This is a genomic window from Neorhizobium sp. PAMB6716, assembly GCF_058242805.1.
In genome coordinates, this window is sequence record NZ_CM177835.1 from 3545914 (window position 1) to 3565861 (window position 19948).

Genomic DNA, 19948 nt, shown 5'->3' on the forward strand with positions numbered 1-19948 from the left:
TCGTCCTTCAAGGCTTCTGGTTCTGGGATTCAACGGAGGGAAACGGCGGAATGCGGGCAATCATGCCGCGTTTCAGGCTGTCCGGGCGGCCCTTCCAGGGCATCAGCCCATCGGCCGAGCCGGCAAGCAGGCGCGCGCCAATGAGAAGATCCTCGCCGCTCTCGGTGGTGAGATCACCGAAAATATAGCTCCAGCCGGTGCTGCTCTGGATGCTGGCGCTGAGACCACGCTTGCAATTGGCAAGGCAGGCGACGCTCTTCACCTCGATGCCGGGTTCGTTATGGTGAGCAAGGTTTTGTGCAAGCACGGCGCCCTCGCGGGGGGCAGCCGGGTCTTGCGTGGCGCTGCGGCAGGTTTCGCAGACATGCACGATAACCGCATGGACGGGGATATCCGCCGTCTCGGGACGCTCGTTTCGTGCTGATAAATCCACTGTCACCCCACCTTTTACCGATGTGCCTGAACGGCCTGCCAAACGATAGCGGGGTGCAGACACGGAAGGCCGCTATCGGCGCCCCATGTCTTTCGAAAACTATCCGTTCCGGAGCACCCCGCCCGGCTGGATCATCTGTCGTCAACGGCAGGTCTCCTGGCTCGCGGATCGTCGCCCGTGCGCCGCCTTCCCGAAGTTGCCTTCAGTGGCCTGATGCGCCGGACTACCCGCTTACAGTTGCGGGGGCAGCCGTGGTTTAGGTTTTTGAAAAACCGCACCACGTTCCCTCTTAGCTTTCCCCGTTGCCGGGAAAAGACCGTTGTCCCTGTCACTATGCGCTTAGCCGCTTGCGTGTCAATGGCGGGACACAAGGCATTGCCGCGGGAAAAGGTTCGACTATAGTCCCGCCTCCCGACGATGCGCCAGGAGAGCCCGATGAAGGAAATCGACGAACGCGAGGCCGAGCGCCACCGCCGCAAGATGGAAAACCGCAAGGCGGTGCAGGATGCGGAAGTGGCGGAAAAGACCCTCGAAAAGGGTCTGCTGATCGTCAATACCGGCCCCGGCAAGGGCAAATCGACGGCTGCCTTCGGACTTGCGTTGCGCATGCTCGGCCATGGTCGCAAGGTGGCGGTTGTCCAGTTCATCAAGGGCGCCTGGGATACGGGCGAGCGCGTGGCGCTGCAGGCGTTTGGCGACCGGATGATCTGGCACACGATGGGTGAGGGTTTTACCTGGGACACGCAGGACCTGAAACGCGACGTGGCGGCTGCCGAACGGGCCTGGGAGAAGGCGCTGGAAATGATGGCCGAGCCTGACGTCGGCCTCCTGATCCTCGACGAGTTGAACATCGCACTGCGTTACGATTACCTCGATCTCGAGCGGGTGATTGCTGATCTCTCAGCTCGCCGCCCCGACCTGCATGTGATCGTCACCGGACGCAATGCCAAGCCGGCGCTGATCGAAGCCGCCGACATGGTGACCGAGATGACGCTCGTAAAACATCACTTCAAGGCCGGCGTGAAGGCGCAAGCCGGGATCGAGTTCTGATGACGCAGCAAAGGCCCGCCAAGGCATTGATGTTCCAGGGCACCGGTTCGGATGTCGGCAAATCGCTCATCGTGGCGGGCCTTGCGCGCGCCTTTACGCTGCGCGGGCTTTGCGTTCTGCCGTTCAAGCCGCAGAACATGTCCAACAATGCGGCGGTGACGGCCGATGGCGGCGAGATCGGCCGGGCGCAGGCGCTGCAGGCGCGCGCGGCGCGCGCGGCGCTTTCAGTCCACATGAACCCGGTGCTTCTGAAACCCCAGAGCGAGGTTGGCGCACAGCTGGTGGTGCAGGGCCGCGTGGAAGGCAATGCCAAGGCTGCCGAATACCAGGAGATCAAGGCCGGCCTGATGCCGCGCGTGCTCGACAGTTTTTCCCGCTTGAAGGGGCAGGCCGATCTGGTGCTGGTGGAGGGGGCGGGCAGCGCATCGGAGGTGAACCTGCGGCGCAATGACATTGCCAATATGGGTTTTGCGCGGGCCGCCGACGTGCCGGTGGTGCTGATCGGTGATATCGACCGCGGCGGCGTGATCGCAAGCCTTGCCGGCACGAAACTGGTGCTGGAGCCGCAAGATGCCGCGATGATCCGCGCCTTTATCGTCAACCGCTTTCGCGGTGACCCGACGCTGTTTGCCGAGGGCATGACGATGATCGAAGGTTTTACCGGCTGGGCCCCCATCGGCCTCCTGCCGCATTTTGCCGAAGCCATCAGACTTCCGGCCGAGGATGCGCTGGCGCTTCAATCCAAGCCGCAAGCAAAGGCCGGCGCAAAAATCCGCATCGCCGTGCCGATCCTGCCGCATGTCTCCAATTTCGATGATCTCGATCCGTTGGATGCCGAACCGCAGGTGGAGCTTTTGCGGGTAAAGCCCGGCGAGGTCCTTCCGGCCGATGCCGATCTCGTGTTGCTTCTCGGCTCGAAAGCCACGATTGCCGACCTGCAGGTGCTGAAGCAGGCGGGCTTCGATATCGATATCGCCGCGCATCGCCGCCGTGGCAAGCCGGTGCTCGGCCTTTGCGGCGGGTATCAGATGCTCGGCAAAACGGTGGCCGATCCCGATGGCATCGAAGGTCCTGCCGGTGCCGTGGAACAGGGGCTTGGGCTTCTCGACGTGCAAACCCGGTTGACCGGGCAAAAACATCTCGTCGCAGTCTCCGGCGAAACGGCCGATGGAAACTCCTTTGCCGGCTATGAAATGCATGTCGGTGAAACGACCGGGCCAGACCGGACGCGATCCTTTGCCCATATCGGCGGCGAACCGGAGGGGGCGCGCTCAGCCGACGGGCTGGTCAGCGGCACCTATATCCACGGCCTGTTTGCCGATGATCGCCAGCGCTCGTCCTGGCTGACGCGGCTTGGCGGCGATGAAACGCGGCTTGATTACGAACAGGGCGTGGAGGACGTGCTCGACCGGCTCGCCGCCCATCTCGAACGGCATCTCGATCTGGATCTCTTGCTCAGCCTCGCACGGTAAAGAGGAGGGCGAGGAGCCCGAAGAGGATGATCAGCAACAGGTCTGCGATACGCGAAAGAGCAAGGGCGCGGCGAATGTCCGCGCTGGTTGCCTCGCGCCGTCCGCCGTCTCCCATCACGTGATCCTCGACCAGAACCCCGCCATAAACGCGGGGGCCTGCAAGACCGAGGCCCAGCGCACCGGCCATCGCCGCCTCCGGCCAGCCGGCATTGGGCGATTTGTGGTGGCGCGCATCACGCCGCACCGCAGCCCAGGCCGCTTTCGCCGACGCGCCCGGCAGAAGGGCGGCGGCTGCAATGAACAGCACCGCTGTCAGGCGCGAGGCCGGCAGGTTGATGAGGTCATCGAACCGGGCCGCCGCCCAGCCATAGGCGCTGTAGCGGGCATTCAGATGGCCGATCATGCTGTCGGCGGTGTTGGTTGCCTTGTAGGCGCATGCCCCAGGAAGCCCGCCGACGCCAAGCCAGAACGCGGGTGCGGTGACGCCATCGGAAAAGTTTTCGGCAAGGCTTTCTATTGCCGCGCGGCAGACGGCGGCCTCGTCCAGCTGGTCGGGATCGCGCCCGACAATCATCGACACGGCCTTGCGGCCCTTTTCGAGTCCGCCGGTTTCCAGCGCATCGGCCACGGCCCGCACATGCTCTTCCAGGCTTTTCTGGGCCAGCAGGCTGGAGGAGAGGAGGGCCGTGACGATGAGGCCGAGCGGCAGCCACGCCAGTGCGCTTTCGAGGAGAAGCGCTGGCAAAACAGCGGCGAAAAGCAGGATGAAAAAAGCAAAAAAGCCGTTGCGCTTGCGCTGCCCGAACGGCAGGTCGAGATCGTTGAACCGCTTTTCCAGCCGGCTGATCAGCGCGCCAATCCAGATGACGGGATGGCCGATGCGATCCACCAGCCATTGCGGATAACCGACAAGCCGTTCAATAAGCAAAGCGAGGAAGGCGAGAGAAAAAGCCATGAATGACAGACAGGATCGACAACAGGGGCGCGACGAGGCGCGGCAGGCAATCGATCACGGCGGCAATCTGGCGCGCGCGGCTCTCATGTTTCCGCAGGCGCCAAAACCGTGGATCGATCTCTCCACCGGCATCAACCCGCACCCTTATGCCTATTCGCCCATCCCCGCCACCGCTTTCTCCCGCCTGCCGGAGCCTGATGATCTGGCGCGGTTGAAGCAGCTTGCCTCGGAAACCTATGGTGCGCCCTCGCCGGATCATCTGGCCGCCGCACCCGGCACGCATATCCTGCTGCCGTTGATCGTGGAGGCCGTATTCGGCGCCCTGTCCGTTGCTGGACGACGGGCCGCGATCCTGTCGCCGACCTATGGCGAACATGCGCGGATGGCGAAGCTTTCCGGTTTTGACACCGCCGATGTGCCGGCGTTCGATGATCTTTTCGACGCGGATCTGGCCGTCGTGGTCAATCCGAACAATCCGGACGGGCGGCTTTTTGGCGCGGACGATCTTCTGGCCCTCGCCCGCCATATGAAGGCAAAGGGCGGGCTTCTGGTGGTGGACGAGGCCTTTATGGAAGTCGTCGAACCGGATGAAAGCGTGGCCGGTGCCGTGCATGAGGGGCTGGTCGTTCTGCGCTCCTTCGGCAAATTTTATGGTCTGGCCGGTGTGCGGCTGGGCTTTGCCGTCGCCCCGGTGGATATCGCGCAAAAACTGTCGGCCCGTCTCGGTCCCTGGGCCATTCCGGGGCCAACCTTGTGCATCGGGCTTCAGGCGCTCGCCGACAAAGACTGGCAACAGGCCATGCGGCAACGGTTACGCGAGGATGCAGCGCGTCTCGATGCGCTTCTGGCGGCGGCTGGCCTTCCCGTTTGCGGTGGCACGAAGCTGTTTCGCTATTTGAGGCATGCCGAAGCATCGGCCATCTTTGCGCATCTCGGTCGGTGCGGCATCCTCGTTCGCAGGTTTGCCGAACGGCCGGATTGCCTGCGGATCGGCCTGCCACAGGTCGGCGAGTGGAAACGACTGGAATCGGCCCTTGACGCGCAAATCTGGCGCGGTTGAAGCCTGTCGGAAAGGTTTGCATTCTGTCGGTACTGGGTTAGGTTTTCACATCATGATCGTCGCAGGCAGGTAATCTTATGTCCATGAACAGCAATCTCCCCCAGATCTTCGAGGCCATCGACAGGAAGAGGGAGGTGTTCACGGAGCTGAGCGACCGGGTCTGGGCAACGCCGGAAACCTGCTACATGGAAGTGCAGTCGGCCGCCGCCCACCGGGAAATGCTGGAGGCGCAGGGTTTTGCGATCACCGAAAACGTCGCCGATATTCCAACGGCGTTGATTGGCGAAGCAGGCGAGGGTGGTCCGGTGATTGCCTTTCTCGGCGAGTTTGATGCGCTGGCGGGCCTCAGCCAGAAGGCGGGCGTCACCCATCACGATCCGCTGACCGCCGGCGCCAACGGCCATGGCTGCGGCCATAATCTTTTAGGCTCCGCCTCGCTTCTGGCAGCAACGGCGCTCAAGGACTGGCTGGAAGCCACAGGCACGCCCGGCCGCGTGCGTTATTACGGTTGCCCGGCCGAAGAAGGTGGTGCTGCCAAGGCTTTCATGGTGCGCGCCGGGGCGTTTTCGGATGTCGATATCGCCATTTGCTGGCACCCTAGCAATTTTGCCGGCGTGCAGCGGGAAACCTCGCTTGCCAATTGCCGCATCGATTTCACCTTCACCGGTCGCGCTTCGCATGCCGCGGCAAGCCCGGAGCTTGGCCGCAGTGCGCTCGATGCTGTCGAACTGATGAGCGTCGGCGTCAATTACCTGCGTGAACACATGCAACAGGATTGCCGTATCCACTACGCCCTGCTGGATGCCGGCGGCATTTCGCCAAACGTCGTGCAGGCCCATGCCAAGGTGCGTTACGTGGTACGCGCGCCGGAACTGGCCGGCCTGTTCTCGTTGATCGAGCGGGTGAAGAAAGTGGCTGAGGGTGCAGCCCTCATGACCGAGACGAAGGTGGAAAGCGCCATTCTGTCGGGCGTCTCGAACCTCATCGTCAACACGCCACTGATGGATGCCATGCAGGATGTCTGGGACAGTGTTGGCGCGCCTGACTTCGATGACGAGGACCAGGCCTTTGCCGAAAAGATCCGCGCGACGCTGACGCCGGAGGATATTTCCTCAAGCTGGGCGCAGGAGCGGCTGGACGAGCGTGACGTGCCGCTCGCCGATTTCATCCTGCCCCGCCACAACGAGGTTCGCCAGATGGGTGGGTCCACGGATGTCGCCGATGTCAGCTGGGTGGTGCCGACCGTGCAGGCCTATGGTCCGTCGCTCGCCATTGGCACGCAGCTTCACACCTGGCAGGTGGTGGCGCAGGGAAAGAGCCCGCTCGCCCACAAGGCCATGGTGACCACAGCCAAGGTGATGGCCGCAACGGGCCTTGCCGCGCTCCAGTCCGAGCAGTTGCGCGATGCGGCGAAAGCCGATCTCAAGCGCCGGCTGAAGGGCCAGGCCTATCGCAGTCCCATTCCGCCGGAAGCCGAACCGCCGGTCGCTGCCATGGGCGGCCGCCGCTAAACCATTTCCGGCATTCGAGCGCCGTAGCTTTTAACGAAGGCATGACACAGGGGATTTTGGTTCTGTCGTGTGGGCTGCCGCTATCGCCTGGAAGACGGTGTCGATGGCACCGGCGCTTGCGACGCCCAAGATTTTTCGCCGGCCCGTTTGGCGGATAGGCGCGTTATCGGCGAAAGTTGTTTGATCAGACAGGGCGGCGTTCACGACCCAACGACCCTTCATGAAGAACAGCCATCGCGGGTGGATTGCACCCGCGATGGAGACGCCTATATCTGGGCGCATGCTTGATCTTCTATCGCCCTACTGGCCGCACATCGTTTTTACCCTGTCGGTCGTGATGGGGGCGACGGCTGCCATCCATGCGGCCATGACCAAGGAAGAGGTGCGCTCGGCCATCGGATGGGTCGGCGTCATCCTCCTGTCGCCGATCATTGGTGCGCTGCTGTATCTCATTGCCGGCATTAACCGCATTCGCCGCAGCGCCATCGGCAACCAGCGCTCCAAGCTGGGAGACGCCTTTCTCGATCACCTCGAATCCTATGACGCGACGGATACCATGGTGGCCTCGCAGTTCGGCCGGCGGTTTCTGGCGATGAAGACGCTGGGCGACCGGGTGACGCGTTATTTTCTCACCACCGGCAACAGCGTCGAGGTGCTGGAGGGCGGCGACGCAGCTTATGGCGCCATGCTGGAAGCCATCGAAAGCGCCCGCCGCAGCGTCATTCTGGAAACCTATATCTTTGATCGCGACCGCATCGGCCGCCGTTTTGCGCAAGCGCTCACCGATGCCGCAAAACGCGGCGTCAGCGTGCGGGTTCTGGTGGATGCCGTCGGCGCCCGTTATTCGGTGCCGAGCGTGCTTGGCCTGCTGCGCGATGGCGGCGTGACGGTCGATGTGTTCAACGGCAATGTGATTGTCGGCCTGCGGCTGCCCTATGCGAACCTGCGCACCCACCGTAAGATCATGGTGGTCGATGGTGCTATCGCCTTTACCGGCGGCATCAATATTCGCGAGGCCTTCTCGCAGGAAATCGCCGGAGACGATCATGCCATGGATACGCATTTCCGCATGACCGGCCCGATCGTTGCCGATCTCCTGTCGGTTGCAGCGGAAGACTGGCGTTTTTCCAATGGTGAAACGCTGTCTGGCCCCGCATGGCAGATCGAGCCGCCCGTGAGCGAGCCGGGAAGCGCCGTTTATGTGCGCGCCGTCGCCTCCGGCCCGGACCGCAGCCTTGAGACGAACCACAAGATGCTGATGGGGGCCTTTTCCGTCGCTCGCTCGTCGATCCGCATCGTCTCGCCCTATTTCCTGCCCGACCGCGAGCTGATTGCCTCGCTTGCCACGGCTGCCCGGCGCGGCGTGGCGGTCGATATCGTCGTGCCCGCTTCCAACAACCTGACGTTGGTCGACCGGGCGATGACCGCGCAGTTCGACCAGATCCTGAAAGGAAATTGCCGGCTCTGGCGCGCCAGCGGCCCGTTCAACCATTCCAAGCTGATGGTCGTGGATGGCCGCTGGGCTTATGTTGGCTCGTCCAACATGGATCCACGCTCGCTGCGCCTCAATTTCGAGGTCGATATGGAAATTTTCGATATCGAGCTGGCAGCCCGACTGGAAGAACGGATCGAACGGATGCTGACGAAAGCTGCACCGGTGACGATGGAAGACTGGCGGGCGCGGCCTTTTCTGGCACGTCTGTTCGACCGTATTCTCTGGCTCGGCTCTCCCTATCTTTGATACCGCCTCTGGAAGCTCCCCGTCCGGGCGCTATACTCGCCTCATGGTCCCCTTGATGAAATCGTCCGCCCGCGCATGAAAAATCCCGGCAATCCCAATCTGCGGGCCAATATTCTTGCCTCGCTTCGCAACCGCAAGCAGCGTGACCAGATGCTTGAGGAAGAGGCCGAGGCGGGCAATGGCGAAAGCCTGCTGGTTGCCTCCTACAATGTCCACAAATGCGTCGGCGTCGATGGCAAGTTCGATCCCGGCCGCATCGCCCATGTCATTCGCGAAATCGGTGCCGACGTGCTGGCCCTGCAGGAGGCCGATACGCGGTTCGGCGAGCGGCGCGGGCTTCTCGATCTCAACTGGATGGAGCGCGAGACGGGGCTGACGCCGGTGCCGCTCTCTGGCGTTTCCAAGGCGCATGGCTGGCACGGCAATGTGCTCTTTTTCCGCGAAGGTGTGGTTCGCGATGTGCATCAGGTGAAACTTCCGGGGCTCGAGCCACGCGGCGCGCTGATCACCGAGCTGGAGATGAAGGACGGCAACGTGCTTCGGGTTATTGCCGCGCATCTTGGCCTGCTCAACCGCTCGCGCCAGCAGCAGGCGCGTATGATCCTTGACGTGATTGGCGCCCGGGATGAACAACCGACCATCCTGATGGGCGATCTCAACGAATGGCGTCTGGGGGATCGTTCTTCGCTAAATTCGCTGTCGGACATCTTTCGCGGCATGCCGGCGGCGGTGCCGAGCTTTCCTTCGCGCCTGCCGGTTCTGGCGCTCGACCGCATCATGAGCAACCGTCCCGGTCTTATCGAGCGGGTGCGCGTGCATGATACGGCACTTGCCCGCATCGCTTCCGATCACCTGCCGATCAAGGCGCGGATCCGCCATCACGTGCCGGCCTGACGGCAGCGATCATTCGGCAGAACCGCGTTCGGCAAGCAGCCGGTCGGCGATTTCGCGTGCAATGGCCAGCGAGGCGGTCAGCCCCGGGCTTTCGATACCGAAAAGATTAACGAGGCCCGCGACCCCATGCGCCTCCGGCCCATCGATGCGGAAATCGGCGGCCGGATCCGCCGGCCCGCTGATCTTCGGGCGGATGCCGGCATAACCGGGCACCAGTTCCCCCGCTGGCATGTCCGGCCAGTAACGGCGTACGGCTGAATCAAAACTTGCCCCCCGCGCCGGATCGACCGCGTAATCGATGGTCTCGACCCATTCGACGTCAGGGCCGAAGCGCGCTTGTCCACCCAGATCCAGCGTCAGGTGAACGCCAAGTCCATGGGCGTGCGGAGCGGGGTAGATCAGGTGGCTGAAGGGTGCGCGTGTTGGCAGCATGAAATAATTGCCCTTGGCATAACGCGTCTCCGGCACAGCATCCGGGGAGAGCCCTTCGATCATCCTTGCAACCTCAGAGGCATGCAGCCCTGCGGCATTGACCAGCAGCGTGGCAGACACCTCCATCGGGTCCATGCCGCCAACGCTGACGATAAAGCCATCCGGCGTGACGCGGGCTGACCTGATCGGCGCGTGGAAGGCGATGAGGACGCCGGCATCCCGTGCGTCGCCCTCCAGCGCCAGCATGTAGCCGTGGCTATCGATGATGCCGGTCGAGGGCGAATGGAGGGCGGCAAGGCAGGAAAGCGCGGGCTCAAGGTTTTGCGCCGCATCGGCTGTCAGCATCTGCAGGTCGTCGCAGCCGTTTGCGGCGCCCTTTTCCGCGAGCGTCTGAAGCAGCGGAATTTCCGCCTCTTCGGTCGCGACGATCAGCTTGCCGCATCGGCGGTGCGCCACGCCGTGCGACTGGCAGAATGCATAAAGCTTGTGCCGGCCCTCGACGCAGAGCCGCGCCTTGAGGCTGTCTTTCGGGTAATAGAGGCCCGCATGGATCACCTCGCTGTTGCGCGACGAGGTGCCGGTGCCGATGGCGCCTTCGGCCTCCAGCAGCAGAACGGAACGGCCAGCCTGCGAAAGTGCGCGTGCCGCTGCAAGCCCGATGACGCCGGCTCCGACGATAATCGCATCCACATCCGCCACGAAACATCTCCTCCGCTTCCTGTCCTCGTTCGGCATATCCCAGGAGTTCGCGTGCTCCAACCGTTACCCGGTGCGGCTGGCGGGAAAGATTTTTCACACCAGCGCGCTCTGGCGCAAGATTATCTCTACCAATCGCGTAGAGTTAAGCTACATTAACGGAATGTGAACAACGATGTTCAAGGGAGAGACGCGCATGAGCCATGTCGATCATCCGGTGCCTTTCCGTCCCCGCATCGAACCTTCCGCCACGTCCGCACTATCTGCCAGCCGAAAGTACCTGATGCGGCATCTGCATGCGGCACTCGTTGCTGCCGCCTTCATTTTCGTTGCCGCCGGCATCCTTGGCCTGTTCAGCTAGGTCAATTCTCTTATCTCCTCTACGGCCCCTTGCGCGCATCCGTGACGTTTCACGGGCCGCAAGGGGCCGTTTTCGTTTGGGCATTCGGCGCCTGCTGCCGGCGACTGCAGCGGCTGCGGCCTCGGCGCTGTGTCGCCGCAAAGGCCGGCCGCGCAGGGTTTTTGGCCGCGCGGGCCCTTGCCCGTGGAATCGCCCTTGAAAGCATCAAAGCTTGATGTCATGGAACCAAATGCAGCGCTTTCGGCTTACATCCGTCAGCGTGCATCGCGTCTTGTCGCGTGGCCCCGCATCAGGCATCGATCTGGTCTTCCAACCGGCTGATTACGTTCAGGTTTCATTCAGACCTGGCGGGATAGAGGCGAGCGGTGATAGTTTTGGAGAAGCATGTGAACAGGTTGTGTCCTTTCGTTCGCGTTTTCGGCCGCCCCGCGCTCCTGCGCCCGGTGCCGTCCTCCCTTCCGTTATTTGCACTCATGAAGCCGAACCGGACCTGAGTTATCGGCGCCAGCCGACCCCGCTCTTTCGCTAAGACAGTGCCACTCAATTCTTAGAAGCCGCCACAATGTCATTTCATAATACGCCTGCCGCGACCCCGCGTGAAACCGAAGGTAAGCAGATCGACCACAACGAGGCGATCCGCGCGACCTATTTCAATGCAGAGGATCTGCGCGCCTGCGGCGAAGCGCTGGCGCGCGACGGAACCCAATCGCTGCCGGGCTTCATGTCCTTCGATTTCCGCGAGCGGCACAAGGAAAACGAAAAGGAAATCCTGCGGGTCTACCGCTCGACGGCCAGGGACGTGGAAGCCGGCGCCACCATTACGCCGGCGGCGGAATGGCTGCTCGACAACCACTACATCGTCGAGGAAGCGATCCAGGAAGTCCGCCGTGACTTTCCGCGCAAGTTCTACAAGCAGTTGCCGACGATGCGGGTGGGTTCCATCGAGATACCGCGTGTGCTGGCGCTCGCCTGGCTCTACGTTGCCCATACTCATAGCAGCCTGTCGCGCGATAACCTGACGGCGATGACCGAAGGGTTCCAGGTCCATCAGTCGCTTGAAATCGGCGAGCTTTGGGCGCTGCCGTCCTTCATGCGCTTTGTGCTGATCGAAAACCTGCGCCGCATCTCCATCCGCGTCGAGCGCTCGCGCCACATGCGCCAGAAGGCGAACGAAGCGGCCGACGAGGTGATCCGTCTCAACGACGAAGCCGCCTGCAGCGATCTTTTTTCCCGCATCCAGCCGCTGACCGGCGACAATACCTTTGCCACGCAGTTCGTCTATCGTCTTCGCAACGCCTCGCAATCGTCAGGTTTTGCCATTTCCTGGCTGGAAGCCCAGCTGGAAAAGGCCGGCACCGACACCGAAGAAGTGATGATGGCGGAACACAACCGCCTCTCCTCCGGCAACGTGACGATGGGCAACATCATCAAGAGCCTGCGCGAGATCGACGATACCGAATGGAGCGTCTGGTTCGAGGAAGTCTGCCTTGTCGACCAGGTTCTGCGCGCGCAGAGCGACTATAACGAGCTGGATTTCGGCTCGCGCAACTCCTACCGCAACCGCATCGAAAAGCTTGCGCGTTATTGCGGCAAGAGCGAAATCGAAGTGGCGCGTGCCGCCATCGCCCTGGCAGACGAAGCCCGCAGTGCGCCGGAGCCCGATCCGCACAAGGCCAATGTCGGCGCCTTCCTCACCGGCATGTACCGTCCGGAACTGGAAAAGGCGGTCGGTTACACGCCGACCATCGGGCAGCGCATCACCCGCACCATCCAGTCGATGAACTGGCTGTCGGTTGCCGTGCCTGTGTTGCTGCTGACCTTCCTTGCGCTTGCCATCGTCGGCGGTTTTCTCGCCCATGCCGGCATGTCCTGGCCGGTCATCGTGCTGTTCCTGCTGATGTTCTCGCTGCCGGCGTCGGAAGGCGCGACAGGCCTTTTCAACACGCTCGTCACCTATGTGGTGAAGCCCTCACGGCTTGTCGGCTACGAGTTCAAGAACGGTATTCCGGAAGACGCCCGCACGCTTGTGGCGGTGCCCTGCATCATCAACAACCGTGATACGGTGGATGAACTGGTGCGCAATCTCGAGGTTCATTACCTCGCGAACCCGCATGGCGAGATCTATTTCGCGCTTTTGAGCGACTGGAAAGACAGCGCCATCGAGCAGACCGATGCGGATCTCGAAGTGCTGGAATATGCCCGTCGCGAGATCACCTTGCTCAGCAACCGTTATGCCTTCGATGGCCGGACGCGGTTTTATCTTCTGCATCGCCGCCGCCTCTACAACCCTTCCGAAGGTGTCTGGATGGGCTGGGAGCGCAAGCGGGGCAAGCTGCACGAGCTGAACCTGTTGCTGCGCGGCGACAAGGATACGACCTATCTTCAGGGCGCCAACACCGTGCCCGAAAACGTACAGTATGTAATGACGCTGGACGCCGATACGCGCCTGATGCGCGATGCGGCCACCAAGCTTGTCGGCAAGCTGCATCACCCGATCAACCGTCCGGTCCACGATCCGAAGTCCGGCCGCGTCATTCACGGTTATGCACTGCTGCAGCCGCGTGTCACGCCGTCACTGACGACGGGCAAGGACGCTTCCGTCTTCCAGCGCGTCTATTCCGTCAGCCGGGGTATCGATCCTTACGTCTTTACCGTCTCCGACGTTTACCAGGATCTGACCGGCGAAGGCTCGTTCACCGGCAAGGGTCTTTATCACGTCGATGCGTTTGAGACCGCCTTGCGCGGCCGCGTCGAAGAAAACGCCGTGTTGAGCCATGACCTTCTGGAAGGCTCGTTTGCCCGCTGCGCCCTCATCACCGATGTGGAACTGGTCGAGGATTTCCCGACCCGCTACGAGGTGGAAGTGTCGCGCCAGCATCGCTGGGCGCGTGGCGACTGGCAGCTGCTGCCCTATATCCTTGATCCGCTGCGTGGCGTCACTGCCCTTGGCCGCTGGAAGATGGTCGACAACCTGCGCCGGTCGCTCACCCCGATCGCCTGGTTCCTCGCCTCCGTGCTCGGCTGGTATTTCATGGATCCGCTCGGCGCATTGATCTGGCAGATCCTGCTGATCTTCTCGCTGTTTGTCGCGCCGACGCTGTCGCTCATCACCGGTATCGTGCCGCGCTCGACCGATATCGTGCCCAGCGCGCATTTCTATTCCGTCTGGTCGGATATCCGCTCGGCCAATGCCCAGGTGGCGCTCCGCATCGTCTTTATCGCCGATTCCGCCTTCCGGATGATCGATGCCATCGTGCGCTCGATCTACCGCCTTTTCGTCAGCCGCAAGCAGATGCTGGAATGGCGCACTGCCGCCAGCATCCAGTCGTCGGCGCAGGGCACGCCGCAGGATTATTACCGCTCCATGTGGCATGCGCCGGTGGCCGCCGTCGTGGCGCTGATGATTGCCGCGCTGCCGGATGACAATGCCTTCCTCGTCGGCATCCCCTTCGTGCTTCTCTGGGTTTTTTCGCCGCTCGTTGCCTGGTATGTCAGTCAGTCGGCGGAAACCGAAGATCGCCTCTTCGTGCCGGAAGCCGTCTCTGTGGAACTGCGCAAGATCTCGCGCCGTACCTGGCGTTATTACGAGGCCTTCGTCACCGAAGACCAGCATTTCCTGCCGCCGGACAACTTTCAGGAAAAGCCCGAGCCGATCGTTGCCAAGCGCACCTCGCCCACCAATATCGGCGTCTACCTGCTCTCCGTCGTCTCGGCGCGTCATTTCGGCTGGATCAGCTTCCAGGATACGCTGGAGCGTATCGAGGACACGGTTGCGACCGTGGAAAAGATGGACAAGTTCCGCGGCCACCTGTTCAACTGGTATCATACCGATAGCCTGCTGACGCTCGGCCCCCGTTATGTCTCGACTGTTGATAGCGGCAACCTTGCCGGCCACCTGATTGCCGTCTCTTCCGCCTGCCGCGAATGGGCGGAAGCACCGTCCGCGCATCTGCAGGCCTCGCTCGATGGCATCGGCGACGTTGCCGGCATCCTGTCGGAAGTGCTGAAGGAACTGCCTGACGATCGCAAGACGGTCCGTCCGCTGCGCCGGCGTCTGGAAGAGCGGATCATCGGCTTTGCCAATGCCTTGGCAGCCGTCAAGCGCGAGCATGAGTTTGCCTCGATCCGCATCATCAACCTTGCGGTTCTCGCGCGTGACATCCAGAAGCTGGCCTCCAACCTCGATCATGAGGTGAGTTCCGCGCAGAGCACGGAAGTCACCCGCTGGGCGGAATCGTTGGTGGGTGCCTGCGAAGCGCATATCGCCGATACCACCTTCGACATGACCAATATCGAGCCGCTGCGCCAGCGCCTGACGCAGCTGCGTGACCGTGCCCGCACGCTCGCCTTCTCGATGGATTTCACCTTCCTTTACCGCAAGGACCGGCGTCTGCTGTCGATCGGTTACCGTGTCGAAAGCAACGACCTCGACGAGGCCTGCTACGACCTTCTGGCGTCTGAGTGCCGCCTGACCAGCCTGTTTGCGATTGCCAAGGGCGATCTGCCGACCGAACACTGGTATCGCCTCGGCCGCCAGGTCGTGCCGATCGGTGCGCGCGGCGCGCTGATCTCCTGGTCGGGCTCGATGTTCGAATACCTGATGCCGCCGCTCGTCATGCAGGAGCGTCAGGGCGGGATTCTGAACCAGACGAACAACCTGATCGTCGAGGAGCAGATGAACCACGGCCGCCGGCTGAACATCCCCTGGGGGATTTCGGAGGCCGCGTTTAATGCCCGCGACCATAACCTCAACTACCAGTACACGAACTTTGGTGTGCCGACGCTTGGCCTGAAGCGCGGTCTCGGCCAGAACGCCGTCATCGCGCCTTATGCCTCGATCCTGGCCAGCCAATACAACCCGCTGGCAGCGCTGGAAAACCTGCAAAAGCTGCGTGCCGTCGGGGCGCTCGGCAAATACGGCTTCCATGATGCCGTCGACTACACGCCGACGCGCGTGCCGGAAGGCAAGAAATGCGCCGTGGTGTTCAACTATTATGCCCACCACCATGGCATGTCGATTGCAGCCATTGCCAACGTCGTCAACAACGGCAAGCTGCGCGAGCTTTTCCACGCCGATCCGGTGGTGGAAGCCGCTGAACTTCTGCTGCAGGAAAAAGCGCCGCGCGAAGTGCCCGTCATGGGCTCCAAGTATGAGCCGGAAACGCCCGGCAAGGGCCAGGCCGATCTGCTGCGCTCGGAAATCCGCACCATTCAGGATCCGGCCAGCCGCGACCGCGAACTGGTCTTCCTGTCGAACGGTCATTATTCCACCATGCTGACGGCAACCGGCACCGGTTACTCGCGCTGGAACGGCATGGCGGTCACCCGCTGGAAGGCCGATCCGGTCGAGGATCGCTGGGGCAATTTCCTCTTCCTGCGCGATACGGCAAGCGGCCAGTGGTGGTCGACCACCGCCGAGCCGCGCCGGGCGGAAGGCGAAAAGGTCAAAACCGTGTTCGGCGATGAAAAGGCCGAATTCGTCAAGACTGTCGGCACGCTCACCAGCACCGTCGAATGCATCGTGGCAACCGAACACGATGCGGAAGGCCGTCGCCTGACGCTTCTGAACACCGGCACCGAAGACCGCTTCATCGAAGTGACGTCCTATCTGGAGCCGGTCATTGCCAACGAGGATGACGACAACGCTCATCCGGTGTTCTCTCGCATGTTCATTCGCACCGAGATCGGCCGTCGCGGCGATGTGATCCGTGCCTGGCGCAACAAGCGCAACCCGAACGAACCGTCCATGCACATCGCGCATCTGGCCGCCGACAATGCCGGCTCGTCGCGCCCGACCGAGTTCGAAACGGACCGTCGCCGCTTTATCGGCCGTGGCCGCACGCTTGCCGAAGCGGCCGCCTTCGATCAGGATGCGACGCTCTCCGGCACGGATGGCTTTACGCTTGATCCGATCCTGTCGTTGCGCCGCGTCGTGCGCGTGCCCGCCGGCAAGAAGGTCAGCGTCATCTTCTGGACGATTGCTGCCCCGAGCCGCGAGGAACTCGACGGTGCCATCGAGCGCTATCGTCACCCGGATGCCTTTGGTTCCGAACTGACGCAGGCCTGGACCCGCGTGCAGGTGCAGATGCGCCATATCGGCATCAGCTCCCAGCAGGCGGCCGCCTTCCAGCATCTCGGCCGTTATCTCGTCTATCCCGACATGTATCTGCGCGCCGATGCGGCAACGGTGGAAGCCGGTCTTGCCTCGCAGCGCCAGCTCTGGGGCCTGTCGATCTCCGGCGACCTGCCGATCTTCACACTGCGCATCAATGACGAAATCGACATGGATGTGGTGAAGGAGGCGCTGTCGGCGCAGGAATACCTGCGCTCGCGCGGTGTCATGGCCGATCTTGCTGTCGTCAATGAAAAGCCTGCCTCCTACGCGCAGGATATGCAGCACGCCATCGATCATATCAGCGAAAGCGTGCGCCGCCTTGGCCAGTCCGATGGGCGCCAGCAGGTGTTTGCGCTTCGCCGCGACCTGATGGACGAGGCAACCTGGGCCGCCCTGATTGCCGCCTCGCGTGTCGTTCTTCACGCTCGCAACGGCAAGATCGAGGATCAGGTGAACCGCGCCGTCTCGCTCTTCTCGTCGCCGCGCGGCGTCGAGGTGGAAACGGATCGCCGCGTGCTTCTGTCTGCCGACAATTTCGGTGCGCCGGTTGCAACGCCTGCCACCGATCTCGACTTCTGGAACGGTTACGGCGGTTTCTCTGGCGATGGCACGGAATATGTCGTGCGTCTTGCCGGTGGCGGCGCCACGCCGCAGCCGTGGATCAACGTGATCTCCAACGAGAATTTCGGCTTCCACATTTCTGCCGAAGGAGCCGGCTTCACCTGGAGCCAGAACTCGCGCGATTACCAGTTGACGCCGTGGTCGAACGATCCGGTCATCAACCGTCCGGGCGAAGCTTTCTATGTCGCCGATCTGGAAAGCCTGCAGGTCTCGACACCGTTTGCCGCGCTCTCACGCCGGCCATCGGTCGCCTTCGAAACCCGCCATGGCCTTGGTTATTCAACCTTTACCGCCAAGGAAGAGGGCCTTTCCCTCACCTTGACGCAAACGGTTGATCGCACGCGCCCGGTGAAGTTCTCGAAGATCACCATTGCCAACACCAGCGACGAGACCCGCCGCCTGCGCGTCTATGGTTATGCCGAATGGATCCTCGGCAACAATCCGCAGCGCACACAGTCCTTCATCTTGAGCGGTCATGACGAGGCAACGGGCGCGCTCTTTGCGACCAACCCCTATAGCATCGATCACCATCGCACGGCCTTCTTCGGTACCGATGTCACGGCGTCTGGCTTCACCACCAGCCGGCGCGAATTCATCGGCCGCTTCGGCTCGATTGCGGCGCCGACGGCGGTTATCACCGCTTCCGGTCTGAACGGTGCGCTGGAGCCGGATGGCGCGCCATGCGCCGCTCTTGCCTGCGATATCGAGCTGGCGCCCGGCGAGGAGAAGGTCGTGACCTTCTTCATGGGGGATTGCGGAACACGCGCAGAGGCAGCAGGGCTTGCCGCGGATGTGAAGGCTTCGTCCTTCGAAACCGTGCTCGAAACCACCAATGGTTTCTGGCAGGACTTTACCGGCCGCCTGAAGATCCAGACGCCGGACAAGGCGCTGGACAATATGGTCAACACCTGGCTGCCCTATCAGGCACTCGGTTGCCGTATCCTGTCGCGCACGGCCTTCTACCAGTCGTCGGGCGCCTTCGGCTTCCGCGACCAGCTGCAGGATACGCTGGCCTTCCTGCTGCACGAGCCGGATCTGGCCCGCCGCCAGATCGTCAATGCCGCAAGCCGCCAGTTCAAGGAAGGCGACGTGCAGCATTGGTGGCTTCCGGGCACGGGTGCCGGCGTGCGTACCACCATCTCCGATGACGTGGTGTGGCTTGCTTATGCCACGCACGAATATATCCACACGACCGGCGATGCCGCCGTGCTGGAAGAGCAACTACCCTTCCTGCAGGGTACGGCACTGACGCCCGGCCAGCACGACGCCTTCTACAAGCCGGAGATCTCCTCGGAGACGGCCTCGCTTTACGAGCATGCCGCCCGTGCGCTGGATCTGGCGATTGTCCGTACCGGCTCCAATGGTCTGCCGCTCATCCTCGGCGGCGACTGGAACGACGGCATGAACCGCGTCGGCGTGGGCGGACGCGGCACCAGCGTCTGGCTCGGCTGGTTCCTCGCCGCCGCACTGCGCCGCTTCCTGCCGTATGCAGAAGCGCGCAACGATGACGGTCGCGTCAGCCGCTGGACGGCGCATCTGGGATCGCTGAAGCAGGCGCTCGAAACCGCCGGCTGGGATGGCACCTACTATCGTCGCGGGTATTTTGACGATGGCGGTCCGCTCGGTGCCAATGGCAACCTCGAATGCGCCATCGATTCGCTTGGCCAGTCGTGGAGCGTGCTCTCCGGCGAAGGTGATCCGGCTCGTCAGGAACAGGCGATGAATGCCGTGATGGAAAAGCTGGTGGACGAGAAGGATGGCATCATCCGCCTCTTCACGCCGGCCTTTGCCAACACGCCGAAGGACCCGGGTTATATCAAGGCCTATCCGCCGGGCGTGCGCGAAAACGGTGGCCAGTATACCCACGCGGCCATCTGGGTCGTGCTGGCGCTCGCCGGCCTGAAGCGCGGTGACGATGCCTGGAAGGCGTTCCAGCTCCTCAACCCGGTCAACCACGCGCTGGATCAGGCTTCTGCCGAAACCTACCGCGTCGAGCCTTATGTGGTGGCCGCAGACGTTTATGGCGTCGGCGACCTCACCGGCCGTGGCGGCTGGACCTGGTATACGGGATCGGCCGGCTGGCTGTACCGCGCCGCCGTCGAAGGCATTCTCGGTATCCGCCGCGAAGGCAACCGCCTGTTCGTTCGCCCTGTTCTGCCAAGCGAATGGACCGGCTTTACCGCCGATCTTCTGCTGGCCGGCAAGAGCCGCCGGATCGTCGTGGAAAAGGCAGTCGGCGAGACGGAAGCCGTGGTCACGGTGGATGGAACGCCTGTTGTCGCAGACGAGGGCATCCTGCTCGCCTGATCCTTGCGGACCGTCAACGAATGCAAGAAGGCCCGGCTCGCTTTTGCAAGTCGGGCCTTCTTGCTTTGATCCTGCGCCGGACCGCAGCGGCGGCGGACTTGCATGGAGACGGAACGTCATTTCGTCGGACACATTTGACCGCATCCCAAGTCGTGTCGGCCGTCCGATGGTTCTGGAGGGCACTGTGCGTGGTGGCGGTGGCACGGTATGGCCGGCATCGGGGATGGCATGGAAGGCGCGCATCCTCTTATCGCCACAAAGCCCGCAGAGACGAATGGACTTCCTCCGCAGCAGGGATCA

General features: G+C 62.6%; 11 protein-coding genes and 1 riboswitch. Of the genes, 8 read left to right on the top strand and 3 right to left on the bottom strand.

All coding sequences use genetic code 11. The features are described 5' to 3' along the window. Nucleotides 1-7 precede the first annotated feature (7 nt). Entirely contained in the window at nt 8-433 is a 426-nt protein-coding gene (locus tag AC4CWH_RS17165) for a DUF1636 family protein (RefSeq protein WP_491319666.1), read from the bottom strand. 129 nt (nt 434-562) lie between these two features. Then, nucleotides 563-769, bottom strand: a riboswitch (cobalamin riboswitch). Nucleotides 770-868: 99 nt separating this feature from the next. On the opposite strand from AC4CWH_RS17165, the gene cobO reads away from it, so the two are divergent. Both cobO and AC4CWH_RS17175 read left to right on the top strand, forming a co-directional pair. Then, nucleotides 869-1483 (top strand): cob(I)yrinic acid a,c-diamide adenosyltransferase, encoded by a 615-nt coding sequence (cobO, locus tag AC4CWH_RS17170; protein WP_491319667.1) that lies wholly within the window; start codon nt 869-871, stop codon nt 1481-1483. Further along, a complete protein-coding gene (locus tag AC4CWH_RS17175; RefSeq protein ID WP_491319668.1) occupies nt 1483-2955 on the top strand; it encodes a cobyric acid synthase in 1473 nt (490 codons plus the stop codon). Before cobO ends, AC4CWH_RS17175 begins: the two co-directional genes overlap by 1 nt. Here AC4CWH_RS17175 and cbiB read toward each other — a convergent pair. Then, a complete protein-coding gene (gene cbiB, locus AC4CWH_RS17180) occupies nt 2939-3910 on the bottom strand; it encodes an adenosylcobinamide-phosphate synthase CbiB (protein ID WP_491319669.1) in 972 nt (323 codons plus the stop codon). The genes AC4CWH_RS17175 and cbiB overlap by 17 nt on opposite strands. Between cbiB and cobD the strand changes: the two genes are divergently transcribed. From cobD to AC4CWH_RS17200, 4 genes are all read left to right on the top strand, one after another. Next, nucleotides 3909-4970, top strand: a complete 1062-nt coding sequence (cobD, locus tag AC4CWH_RS17185; protein ID WP_491319670.1) for a threonine-phosphate decarboxylase CobD — start codon at nt 3909-3911, stop codon at nt 4968-4970. The genes cbiB and cobD overlap by 2 nt on opposite strands. A gap of 83 nt (nt 4971-5053) precedes the next feature. After that, complete coding sequence (locus AC4CWH_RS17190; protein WP_491319671.1) at nt 5054-6481, top strand: M20 family metallopeptidase; 1428 nt, start codon at nt 5054-5056, stop codon at nt 6479-6481. Nucleotides 6482-6761: 280 nt separating this feature from the next. Further along, complete coding sequence (cls, locus tag AC4CWH_RS17195; RefSeq protein WP_491321457.1) at nt 6762-8222, top strand: cardiolipin synthase; 1461 nt, start codon at nt 6762-6764, stop codon at nt 8220-8222. Between the two features lie 75 nt (nt 8223-8297). Further along, complete coding sequence (locus AC4CWH_RS17200; protein ID WP_491319672.1) at nt 8298-9116, top strand: endonuclease/exonuclease/phosphatase family protein; 819 nt, start codon at nt 8298-8300, stop codon at nt 9114-9116. Between the two features lie 9 nt (nt 9117-9125). On the opposite strand, the gene AC4CWH_RS17205 is transcribed toward AC4CWH_RS17200, so the two are convergent. After that, on the bottom strand, nt 9126-10247 hold the full coding sequence (locus AC4CWH_RS17205) for an NAD(P)/FAD-dependent oxidoreductase (RefSeq protein WP_491319673.1): 1122 nt from the start codon (nt 10245-10247) through the stop codon (nt 9126-9128). Nucleotides 10248-10440: 193 nt separating this feature from the next. On the opposite strand from AC4CWH_RS17205, the gene AC4CWH_RS17210 reads away from it, so the two are divergent. Both AC4CWH_RS17210 and AC4CWH_RS17215 read left to right on the top strand, forming a co-directional pair. Then, nucleotides 10441-10605, top strand: coding sequence for a hypothetical protein (locus AC4CWH_RS17210; protein WP_491283281.1), 165 nt, complete (start codon nt 10441-10443; stop codon nt 10603-10605). A gap of 562 nt (nt 10606-11167) precedes the next feature. Then, a complete protein-coding gene (locus AC4CWH_RS17215) occupies nt 11168-19648 on the top strand; it encodes a glycoside hydrolase family 94 protein (RefSeq protein WP_491319674.1) in 8481 nt (2826 codons plus the stop codon). Nucleotides 19649-19948: the final 300 nt, after the last annotated feature.